Raw genomic sequence first — 10,233 nt, forward strand, 5'->3', positions numbered from 1 at the left:
GAGACAGGTCCTGGTCGACACCGAGAACCTTGCCAACCGGCGCCTGGCCGAATGGCTGACCGCCGCCGGTTTTGCGACCACATTCGAATATTGCCGCAAGAACTTCTCCGGCCGCAGCATGGTCTCGGTGCAGAAGGAGATCGAAGAGGCGACCGAGGTGAGGCTCGGCGCCGACTTCGTCGAGCGCTGGAATGCCGGCCTGCCGGACCTTTTTTCGCACGGCGTCGAGGCAATTCCCTATGTTCGTGAGTTCGTCGAGGCAGTCCGCGCGGCCGGCATCGACTATTGCGTCGCCTCCTCGGCGCGGGTGTCGAAAATGCACATCACGCTCGGGCAGACCGGGCTCCTGCCGCTGTTCGAGCATGCGATGTTCTCGTCCACCATGGTTTCTCGGGGTAAGCCCTTCCCGGACCTCTTCCTGCATGCGGCAGGGACGATGGGCTTCGCGCCGGCCGACTGCATCGTCATCGAGGACAGCGTCGCAGGGACCAAGGCCGGCATCGCCGCCGGCATGCGGGTGTTCTCCTACCACGCCGATCCATTCTCCGACCGCGACGGCCTGGCGGCATCCGGCGGCGTCCTGTTCGACGACATGCGCGAACTGGCAGGCCTTGTGCCGATCCGCTGATCGGACACTCGGCTGTACGGCGAAATCTTCCGTGCTAGCCTGCATGCCTCGGACAAGAAGCTGCCCACGCATGAAACCCACTTTGCTTCGCCTCGCCCTCGCTCTTGTGCTGCTGTCCTGGCCATGGGCCTCGGCGGGCGCGGAGGAGGTCAGCTTTCCGGACCTTGGCAGCGCCATCCCGGGCCAGAAGGACGTCACCTATCTCGATCTCGCCAGGATGGTCATCCCCGACATGGCGTCGAATGCCGACGGCTTATACCACGGCACCTTGCCGATCGAGATGCGCCACATTGCGGGTCCGGATAGCGGGGGCTCGCCGCCCGAGACATCGAGCCTGCCCAACGCCGCCGTGCTCGCCATCAAGGCGGGCGGCAAGGACCGGCTGGCCATGCTGTTCGATCTCGGCGACTCTCCCGACAGTGCCGAAGGCTATGCTGTGCTGGCGCTCTACGATCTGGCCGGCAAGCCGGCGCTGCTCGATGCCGTCAATGTCGCCGTCGATCGCAGCACCTATTTCCGCGAGCCGAACAAACTGCCAGTCGGCCCCGGGGACGACGTGCTGATCACCATGAGCACGCATTTCAATTCGAGCCAGGGTTATGTGATCACGCCGCTGATCATGGTGCGCAACGACAAGTTCGAGCTGATCGACATGATCTACACGTTCGATGAAAGGCTATGCGCTTATAGTCGCAAGCAGGATATCGCGTTCCACGTCGTTGGGGGTGGCCAGCCCCATGCGGCCATCAAGGTCACGGTAACCGACGCAACGGTGCCGAGCGGGGAAAGCTGCGACGACGCGCCACCCAAGGCGTCGTCAAAAGACATATCCGTCACCTACCGTTGGAACAGGCAGACGTCGCGCTACGTGGCGGGCTCGGACGCCTTCAAGCGTTTGTCAGCAGAGAACGAGAAACGCTTCTGAGCCGGACGCATTCGTTTGCCCGGTTCGAGCGACCGCGATAGATTTCCCTCACAACCCCGATCATGATTGAGGATCCGCCATGGACAAGGGCAAGATTTTTCGCGATCTGCATGCCTCCACCTTCGTCATGCCCAACCCCTGGGACATAGGCACGACCAAGCTTCTCGCTTCGTTCGGTTTCAAGGCGTTGGCGACGACCAGCGCCGGCTTCGCCTTCTCGCGCGGCCTGCCGGACGGCGCCGTGACCTTCGAGGCCATGATCCATCATTGCCGCGAGGTGACGGCGGCGACCGACCTGCCGGTTTCGGCCGATCTGGAGCGCGGCAAGGGCGACAGCGCCGAGCAGGCCGCCGAGACCATCTTCGCGGCCGAAGCCGCCGGTCTTGCCGGCTGCTCGATCGAGGACCACACCGGCGACCCCGCCAACCCGATCTACGATTTCTCGCACGCCGTGGAACGCGTCGCGGCCGCCGTCGAGGCGGCCCGGGCGCTCAAGCACGATTTCGTCTTCACCGCGCGGGCCGAGAATTTCCTGTGGGGCAAGACCGACCTCGACGACACCATAAAGCGGCTGCAGGCCTTCGAGAAGGCCGGCGCGGATGTGCTCTATGCGCCGGGCATCGGCGACGTCGAAATGGTGCGCACGATCTGCTCGTCGGTGAGCCGGCCGGTCAATGTGATGGCCCGACCCGGTTTCACCATCGCCGACCTTGCCATGGCCGGCGTCAAACGCATCTCGCTCGGACCGTGGCTGACCAATTTCGCTTATGGCATGCTGGAGACGGCGGCGCGCGAAATCCAGCAGGACGGTACTTTCGGCTTCACCCGCGCGGCGATGCCGTTCGGCAAGCTGCAGGCGCTGTTTCGCGGCGGCGACACCGATTAAACCGGCTCCTTCGCCGAGACCGCCTTGTGCAGATGCACCATCATGGCGGCCGCGAAGAGCGGCGTCAGAAGGTTGAGCAGCGGCACGGCAAGGAACACGGCGATGACCAGCCCGGCCAGGAACACCGTGCCGGCATATTTGCGGCGCAGCGCCTTGGCCTCGGCCTCGGGGCGGAAACGCATGGCGGCGAATTCGAAGAATTCCCGGCCGAGCAGATAGCCGTTGACGATGAAGAAAGCGGCAATGTTGATGCCAGGCACCAGAAGCAGGAGCAGCGCGACGATGTTGCCGAGGACGACGACGCCGAAGAATTTGATCGCCAGCGCCAGCGAATGCAGCGCCGGCACGGCGCGGCCGGGCCGATCGTTAGCATAGTCGGTGCGCTCGACCACTTCGGCGATATCGTCGAGGAACAGGCCGGCAACGATCGCCGTCACGGGCGCGATGAGCAAGGCCAATCCCACGGCTAGGACGATGCCGGCGATGATGCCGCCCAGCCACCCGGCCCAGGACGGCAGGCCCGGCAGCAGCGTTTGCAGCCATGGCCAGGCCAGCCATTCGAGCAGGCTCTCCAGGCCGAGCCACAGCGCCAGCAGAGCGAGCAGCGTGAGCCCCAGCGTCTTCAGGAAGACGGAGCGGAATTCAGGCGAGAACAGCCGGCTGGCGGCGGCGCGGGCAGCGTCTAGGATCACGGCAGGTCCAGGCCTTTATCGAGAAATGTCATCCCCGAGATAGGCGGGCTTCTTCCCGGACGCAACCAAAGCGCGTCGCGTCGACGCGGTTCGGCTTTTGTCTCGATGCATGTCGGTTATCCCAAAACCGCGCCACGCTTTTGGGCGAGATGCGTTATCGCGCAAGCTTGACCTGCCGTGCCGGAATGGTCATGGCCGCGACGCCGGCGACGACGAAGGCCATGCCGACCCATGCCGTGGCCCCGAGGCTTTCGCCGAGGAAGACGGCGCCGATGCCGACGCCGATCGGCACGCGCAGATAGGCCTGCGAGGTGGTGCCGACAGAGCCCAGCGTGTGGATCAGGCGGAAATAGATGACGAAGGCCAGCGCCGTCGAGAAGACCGACAGGCCGAGCAGGGCCAGGATCGATGCGGCCGACGGCGCAAGCGTCCACGGCTGGTCCACGACCAAGCTCAGCGGAACAAGGATGACGGCGCCGCAAAGCATCGAACCCGCGGCGGGTATCATCGGATCGAGGCCCTTGAAGCCGCGGCCGAAGATCGCCGCCCCAGCATAGGAGACCGTCGCGATGACGATCGCAAGCTGCGCCCACAATTGATGGCCAAGCCCGCCGAGCGCCTGCGTGCCGATGATGAGGCAGATGCCGACGATGCCGGCGCCGACGCCGACCAGCTTGCGCATCGTTACGGGCTCATGGCGCGTGATCAATGCCGTCAGCAGGAAGGTGAAGATCGGCGACGTCGAGTTGAGGATGGTGGCGAGGCCGGCATCGACCGAGCGCTCGGCGGCGGCGATCAGCGTGAACGGCACGACGCTGTTGAGACAGGCCTGGAAGGCGAACCGGCGCCATGTCGCCGGGTCGGCGGGCATGGCAAGACCGCGCCAGCGGATGACGGTGAGGAGAATGGCCCCGGCGATCAGGGTCCGGGCGGCGATGAAGGTCACGGGCGGGATCGTCTCGACGCCGATCTTGATGAAGGTGTAGGAAGCGCCCCACAGCACCGCCAGGACGCCGAGCAGCGCGAGGTCGGTGGACATTTCGGTCTTTTCGGACATTTCTGCCTTCCGTCGCGGGAACGATCCGCTTGTAGCTCACCATGCCGCAAAGACGCTTCGATCGCGGCGGAACCATAGTCGCCAGCGCCCCCGCTGATATGAGCCAGTTCGATGCGAACGCTGCCGCAGCCGGCGAACAATCGGCGCCGGGGCCGGCGTCACGAAAGACGATGGCGATTTTCGGGGTAGGCAAAGCAGCGCCAAGTCGCTAGACCCGCGCCCGGCCAGCATGCCAGATAGCCGGCCGGAAGCCTGATTGGCCCTTGGCGGAGATTTTGATGCCGGAATATGACGTGCTTTGCATCGGCAATGCCATTGTCGACATCATCGCGCAGTGCGACGAAGCCTTTCTCGAGACCAACGGCATCATCAAGGGAGCGATGAACCTCATCGACGCCAGGCGCGCCGAATTACTCTACAGCCGCATGGGACCGGCGATCGAGGCTTCCGGCGGCAGCGCCGGCAACACGGCGGCCGGGGTCGCCAGTCTCGGCGGGCGCGCCGCCTTCTTCGGCAAGGTGTCGAACGACGCGCTGGGCGGCATCTACACCCATGACATCCACGCCCAGGGCGTTGCCTTCGACACCAGGCCGCTCGCGGGCGAACCGCCGACCGCGCGCTCGATGATCTTCGTCACGCCAGACGGCGAGCGTTCGATGAACACCTATCTCGGTGCCTGCGTCGAGCTTGGCCCGGAAGACGTCGAGGCCGACAAGGCCGCCGGCGCCAAGGTGACCTATTTCGAGGGCTATCTGTGGGATCCGCCGCGCGCCAAGGAAGCGATCCGGCAGACCGCCAGGCTGGCGCACGCGGCGGGGCGCGAAGTGTCGATGACGCTGTCGGATTCCTTCTGCGTCGACCGCTACCGCGACGAGTTCCTCGAGCTGATGCGGTCGGGCACCGTCGATATTGTCTTTGCCAACAGCCACGAGATCAAGTCACTCTACCAGACCGCCTCTTTCGAGGAGGCGCTCGCGGCCATCCGCAAGGATTGCAGAATAGCCGCCGTCACCCGTTCCGAAAAAGGTTCGGTGATCGTGCGCGGCGACGAGATCGTCACCATCGAGGCGACGAAGATCAAGGAACTGGTCGACACGACCGGCGCCGGCGACCTCTATGCCGCCGGCTTCCTCTACGGCTACACGACCGGCCGCAGCCTCAAGGATTGCGGCGACCTCGGCTCGCTGGCCGCCGGGCTGGTGATCCAGCAGATCGGCCCGCGCCCACGCCAGAACCTGCGCCGCGAGGCCGAGCAGGCCGGGCTATTGTAGCACCTCTTACCTCTCCCCTTGTGGGAAAGGTCGGATTGCCCCGAATTGCTCTTCGCAATTCGGCGTAACTGCGCCAAGCCGGAACATCCCTCATCCGTCTCGGCGCTGCGCGCCGATCCACCTTCTCCCACAAGGGGAAAAGGTAGTGCGCCAGCTGTCGCACGCCTGTCATAGAGCGCTCATACAGGCAGTGTGGGGCGTTCCGCGACTGACATTTCGGCATGCCAAACCAGGGGTGTGAAGATGCAAGCCAGCAAGCTGCCGGGCCGCGGGGCCCGATACCGTCGCGTTTCTTATTTTCCGCGATAGGGTTTTCGCCAACCGCCGGCGCCTGGGGAGGAGCGCGGGCCGCAAGACAGACTCATGAGCAGATTCCAGAACCCGTCCGACGGGATTTCACAAGAGGCATTGGCAGGGCTTATGGCCGAAGCCGTGCGACAGGCGCTGATGCGGCATGGCGTCATGCTGGATGCCGAGGCGCTGGCTTCGGCAAGCAGGATCGCGGGCCATGTGGCTGCCGCCCTTCCCTTCCTGCCGCCGGCACAGCGCCTTGCCATCAGCTCGTTCAAGGGTGAGTGGACCGACCTTGCCTCCGACTTCTTTCGCGTGATGACGAACAAGACCGCAAGCGACGGTTCGGCCACATCGGACCGCGCCCTTGAGCGCTTGCCACTGCAATCGGAGACAGGGAAGCCTGCGGTCCAGCCGATCGCCGAGCGAGCCGCGGAGCTCCAATCGATGCTGATCGAGGATTGGGCCGGCGAGGTCGCCGGCTCGACCTATCTGGAAGAAAAGCTCCGCATCCCGCGCTCCACGCTGCATCGCTGGCAAAGGCGCGGCGAGGTCGTCGCCCTGCGCAAGGGCGGCCGCAAGCATGTCTTCCCCTTGACCCAATTCGTCGATGGCAGGCCGGTTCCGGGGATCGGCGACGTGCTTTCGGCGATCGCCAATCCGAGGCTTGCCTGGTTTTGGCTGAGCCGGCCCTCGCCCGAGCTCGACGGCCGCGTCCCCATCGAGATGCTGAGGGAAGACATGGTCGAGGACGTTATACGCGCCGCCCGCGCCCTGTCCTGACCTTTCTGCCGGAGTCGCATTTTCGCGTTATCCGGCTTGTAAATTTAGCCGGCAAACTCATTGTCATAAATCTGTAATAATTGGCACATTTGGGACATTTCCGCACCTTTCTACGCGTTTCCATTGTATAGAGTGTGCAATATGTGCCATTTTTACAAATATATGACGTGATGTTTTGGCAACAAGACCTTCCTAAGAGTCAAAAAGCCGCCTTTCAGACACAATCTCTGTTGTACGTGACGGCCGATTAAGCCATGTCCAAGGCGAAGAAGCGGCGCCGGTGCGCGACTTTTTCAACGATGGGGACGGGGGTGGCAAAAGCCGAACGGCATGTCAGGCCTGTCTTGAACCTTTGACTGGAGATTCAAGAAAATGAACATCAAGAGCCTTCTTCTCGGCTCCGCTGCGGCCCTGATCGCAGTTTCGGGCGCCCGCGCCGCCGACGCGGTGACCGTCGCCGAGCCGGAACCGGCCGAATACGTCAAGATCTGCGACGTCTATGGCGCCGGCTACTTCTACATCCCGGGCACCGAGACCTGCCTGCGCGTCGGCGGCTATATCCGCTACGACGCCGGCTTCGACGATCCCGGCACCCTCGACGGCCGCAAGACGAAGGACGTCATGGACGGCGACCCGCAGAACAGCTGGAAAAAGAACGCCCGTTTCGCGCTGAGGACCTGGACCGGCCAGGAGACGGAGCTTGGCACGTTGAAGACCTATACCGAGACCCGCTTCAACTTCAAGGATGGCGCGTCGGCGGTGAACCTGGAATTCGGCTGGGTCCAGCTCGGCGGCCTGCGCGTCGGTGTGGATGAGACGCCTTATGACCAGTTCATCGGCTATGCCGGCAACGTCGTGCAGGACACGATCATCCCGTACGGCATCAAGGTCACCAACGTCGTCAGCTACTATTTCGACGCCGGCAGCGGCTTCTCGGGCGTGGTCTCGCTCGAAGAGGGTGCCGACGTCACCAGCAGCAGCGGCGCCGTCCTCATCGCCGGCACGATCGACAGCTACGTTCCGCATGTCGTCGGCGGCCTGAAGTACAAGGGCGACTGGGGCGCGATCACCGGCGTCGTCGCCTATGACAGCAACTACGAGGAAGTGGCCGGCAAGGTTCGCCTGGACGTCAACGTCACCAAGGAACTGTCGCTGTTCATCATGGGCGGCTACGGCACCGACGACAATTTCGTCGACCACGCCAAGGGTCGCGGCTTCTACAAGCCCTGGGGCGGCAACTGGGCCGTCTGGGGCGGCGGCACCTACAAATTCGACCCCAAGACCGCCTTCAACCTCCAGGTCTCGGCCGACGACGCCAAGAACCTCGCTGTCGCGGCAAACGTAGCCTACACGCCCGTTCCCGGCTTCACGGTCACGACCGAAGTTGACTACTACCATGACGGCAAGTTCGGCCAGGCCGACGATTTCAACTTCACCAAGGCCGACAAGAAGAACAGCTGGGGCGGCATCGTCCGCTTCCAGCGCACCTTCTGATCGAACCTAAATATCTCAAAAGGAAGGGCCCGCGGCATTGCCGCGGGCCTTTTGCTTTGGCTCAAGCAAAAGAAACGGTCGGACTGTTGTCCGTCAATTCCCCGCCGTGTAGGCCGCGATCGCCGCCATGTTGACGATGTCGGAGTCCTTGGCGTTCAACGACACGATCTGGACCGGCTTGTTGAGGCCGACCAGCAGCGGGCCGATGACGGTCGAGCCGCCGAGCTCCTGCAGCATCTTGGTCGAGATCGAGGCCGAGTGGAATGCCGGCATCACCAGCACATTGGCCGGTCCGGTCAGGCGGATGAAAGGATATTGCGCCATGGCGCGCGGGTTGAGCGCCACGTCGGCCGCCATCTCGCCGTCATACTCGAAATCGACGCGGCGCTTGTCGAGGATGCGCACCGCTTCCTGCACACGCTCGGACCGTTCGCCCTGCGGATGGCCGAAGGTGGAATAGGCAAGCATGGCGAGCCTCGGCTCATAGCCCATGCGGCGGGCGAACCCGGCTGCCTCCTCGGCGATGTCGGCGATCTGTTCCGCATTCGGCATGTCGTGCACGGCGGTGTCGGCGACCAGCACCGTCCTGCCGCGCGCGAGCACGATCGACACGCCGATGACGCGGTGGCCGGGCTTGGCGTCGATGACGCGGCGCACGTCGTCGAGCGCGGTGGAATAATTGCGGGTGACGCCAGTGACGATCCCGTCGGCGTCGCCCAGCGCCACCATGCAGGCGGCGAAATGGTTGCGGTCGTTGTTGATCAGGCGCTGACAGTCGCGGAACAGGAAGCCCTTCCGCTGCATGCGCTCGTAGAGATAGTCGGTGTAGATGCCGTTGCGGCGCGACAGCCTGGCATTGATGATCTCGAGGCCCGGCTTGTTCAGGTCGACGCCGGCATTCCTGGCATTGTCCTTGATGACATCGTCGCGGCCGAGCAGGATCGCGGTGCCGAGCTTCTGGTTCACATAGGAGACGGCGGCGCGCATCACCTGCTCTTCCTCGCCCTCGGCGAAGACGATGCGCTTGGGCTGGCGGCGCACGCGGTCGTAGATGCGCTGCAAAGTCGAGGCGATCGGGTCGCGGCGGGCCGACAGCTCCTGCGCGTAGCGGTCGAGATCGAGGATCGGCTTGCGGGCGACGCCGGAGTCCATCGCCGCCTTCGCCACCGCCAGCGGGATCGCCGAGATCAGGCGCGGGTCGAACGGCACCGGGATGATGTAGTTGGGGCCGAATTTCGGCCGGTTGCCCTGGTAGGCGGCGGCGACGTCGTCCGGCACGTCCTGGCGCGCCAGCTCTGCCAGCGCCCTGGCGGCCGCGATCTTCATCTCGTCATTGATGGTGGTGGCGCGCACATCCAGTGCGCCCCGGAAGATGTAGGGGAAGCCCAGCACATTGTTGACCTGGTTGGGATAGTCCGAGCGGCCGGTCGCCATGATGGCGTCGGTGCGGATCTCGGCCACTTCCTCGGGCGTGATCTCCGGGTCGGGATTGGCCATGGCGAAGATGATCGGGTTCTTGGCCATCGACTGCACCATGGCGGTGGTGAGCGCTCCCTTGGCGGACAGGCCGAGGAAGACGTCGGCGCCATCCAGCGCCTCGGCCAGGCTGCGCGCCTCGGTCTTGACCGCGTGCGCCGACTTCCACTGGTTCATGCCTTCGGTGCGACCCTGGAAGACCACGCCCTTGGTATCGCACAGGGTGATGTTTTCCGGCGAAAAACCCATCGCCTTCATCAGTTCGATGCAGGCGATGCCGGCGGCGCCGGCGCCGTTGCAGACCAGCTTCGTGGTCTTCATGTCGCGGCCGGTGATCTCCAGCGCGTTGATCAGCCCGGCGGACGAGATGATGGCGGTGCCGTGCTGGTCGTCATGGAAGACGGGAATGTCCATCAGCTCGCGCAGCCGCTGCTCGATGATGAAGCATTCCGGCGCCTTGATGTCCTCGAGATTGATGCCGCCGAAGGAAGGCCCGAGGAAGCGCACGCAATTGATGAACTCGTCGGCGTCCTCGGTCGCCACTTCGAGGTCGATGGAATCGACATCGGCGAAGCGCTTGAACAGCACCGCCTTGCCCTCCATCACCGGCTTGGAGGCCAGCGCGCCGAGATTGCCGAGGCCGAGGATGGCGGTGCCGTTGGAGATGACGGCGACCATGTTGCCGCGCGCCGTATAGTCGAAGGCGCGGCTCGGATCCTCAGCGATGGCG

The 10,233-nt window shown here is 64.3% G+C and carries 9 protein-coding genes; 6 read left to right on the forward strand and 3 right to left on the reverse strand.

The window, feature by feature from the left end; translation table 11 throughout:
- The first annotated feature begins 10 nt into the window (after positions 1-10).
- The 3 genes from EOD07_RS10380 (at position 11) to EOD07_RS10390 (ending at position 2,439) form a co-directional block, all read left to right on the forward strand.
- The gene (locus EOD07_RS10380; RefSeq protein WP_245470018.1) at positions 11-628 is read left to right on the forward strand and encodes an HAD family phosphatase; all 618 of its coding nucleotides are present in this window, start codon (positions 11-13) and stop codon (positions 626-628) included.
- Between the two features lie 70 nt (positions 629-698).
- Entirely contained in the window at positions 699-1,553 is an 855-nt protein-coding gene (locus EOD07_RS10385) for a hypothetical protein (RefSeq protein WP_127235374.1), read from the forward strand.
- Between the two features lie 79 nt (positions 1,554-1,632).
- Complete coding sequence (locus tag EOD07_RS10390) at positions 1,633-2,439, forward strand: oxaloacetate decarboxylase (protein ID WP_040988613.1); 807 nt, start codon at positions 1,633-1,635, stop codon at positions 2,437-2,439.
- On the opposite strand, the gene EOD07_RS10395 is transcribed toward EOD07_RS10390, so the two are convergent.
- Both EOD07_RS10395 and EOD07_RS10400 read right to left on the reverse strand, forming a co-directional pair.
- Positions 2,436-3,131, reverse strand: a complete 696-nt coding sequence (locus EOD07_RS10395; protein WP_127235375.1) for a sulfate transporter family protein — start codon at positions 3,129-3,131, stop codon at positions 2,436-2,438. The two genes, EOD07_RS10390 and EOD07_RS10395, sit on opposite strands and share 4 nt — an antisense overlap.
- Positions 3,132-3,285: 154 nt before the next feature.
- Positions 3,286-4,188: an EamA family transporter gene (locus EOD07_RS10400; protein WP_040988614.1), complete on the reverse strand. Its 903-nt coding sequence runs from the start codon at positions 4,186-4,188 to the stop codon at positions 3,286-3,288.
- Positions 4,189-4,466: 278 nt separating this feature from the next.
- Here EOD07_RS10400 and EOD07_RS10405 point away from each other — a divergent pair, with 278 nt between their 5' ends.
- The 3 genes from EOD07_RS10405 to EOD07_RS10415 all read left to right on the forward strand — a co-directional run bounded on the left by EOD07_RS10405 (position 4,467) and on the right by EOD07_RS10415 (position 8,027).
- Positions 4,467-5,459 (forward strand): adenosine kinase, encoded by a 993-nt coding sequence (locus EOD07_RS10405; RefSeq protein WP_073987724.1) that lies wholly within the window; start codon positions 4,467-4,469, stop codon positions 5,457-5,459.
- Between the two features lie 363 nt (positions 5,460-5,822).
- Positions 5,823-6,533 (forward strand): antitoxin Xre/MbcA/ParS toxin-binding domain-containing protein, encoded by a 711-nt coding sequence (locus EOD07_RS10410; protein ID WP_127235376.1) that lies wholly within the window; start codon positions 5,823-5,825, stop codon positions 6,531-6,533.
- A gap of 372 nt (positions 6,534-6,905) precedes the next feature.
- A complete protein-coding gene (locus EOD07_RS10415; protein WP_127235377.1) occupies positions 6,906-8,027 on the forward strand; it encodes a porin in 1,122 nt (373 codons plus the stop codon).
- A 93-nt stretch (positions 8,028-8,120) separates the two neighbouring features.
- On the opposite strand, the gene EOD07_RS10420 is transcribed toward EOD07_RS10415, so the two are convergent.
- On the reverse strand, positions 8,121-10,233 hold a 2,113-nt coding region (locus tag EOD07_RS10420; RefSeq protein ID WP_164772157.1), incomplete at its 5' end, for an NADP-dependent malic enzyme.

The organism is Mesorhizobium sp. M2C.T.Ca.TU.002.02.1.1, from assembly GCF_003997225.1.